The organism is Anaerotruncus sp. 1XD42-93, from assembly GCF_009917605.1.
In the GTDB taxonomy this organism is placed as follows: Bacteria; Bacillota; Clostridia; order Oscillospirales; family Ruminococcaceae; genus Anaerotruncus.
The window spans coordinates 1-731 of the sequence record NZ_QZEG01000208.1 but is presented as its reverse complement, the minus strand read 5'-3'; the positions used below and the strand labels follow the sequence as shown (position 1 = coordinate 731).

1 protein-coding gene is annotated in these 731 nt (G+C 56.2%); it reads left to right on the top strand.

Features of this window, described 5'->3' with window-relative positions:
* Nucleotides 1–731: YodL domain-containing protein (locus D5269_RS18060; RefSeq protein ID WP_166545251.1), on the top strand; the 731-nt coding region annotated here is incomplete at both ends.

The following is a 731-nucleotide window of genomic DNA, read 5'->3' as shown; positions in this document are numbered from 1 at the left end:
GGCGCGGAAATGCTCTTTGACCGGGAGGAATTTGAATCCCAGCTGCCCGGTACGGTGTTCGCCCTTTCCCGCGAGGAATGGGAGGAAAGCCCAGCCTTTGACGCGCTGGTGCAGGACCGGCTGAACCGCCAGCAGGAACGGGAGCAGGCGTTTCTTTCCCATGAGGGGGACTGCTTTGCCATTTATCAGGTCAGCCGGGAGGACCCGCAGAATGTGCGGTTTATGAATCTGGATTGGCTAAAATCCCATGACATCCCCGTGGACCGGGGCAATTATGACCTGATCTACACCGCCCCGCTGGGCGGCTCCGGCACTAAAATGGAGCAGCTGGAAAAACTATATGAACAGTTCAATCTGCAAAAGCCTGTGGATTTTCACAGCCCCTCCATGAGTGTCAGCGACATTGTTGCTGTTAAACGGGATGGCATGGTATCCTGCCATTACTGCGACAGCGTTGGTTTTACTGAGATTCCCGGATTCCTGCCGGACAACCCGCTGAAAAATGCGGAAATGTCTATGGAGGACGATTACGGCATGATTGACGGGATCATCAACAACGGCCCCAAAGAGCCGACCGTAGCCCAGCTGGAACAGCAGGCCAGAAGCGGCCAGCCGATCTCCCTGATGGATTTGGCGGCGGCTGTCCACCGGGAGGAACAAGACAAGCGGAAATCGGTGGTGGAACAGCTCCACCAGCAGCCGAAGCAGGAAAGCAAAAAGACAGCGCCGAA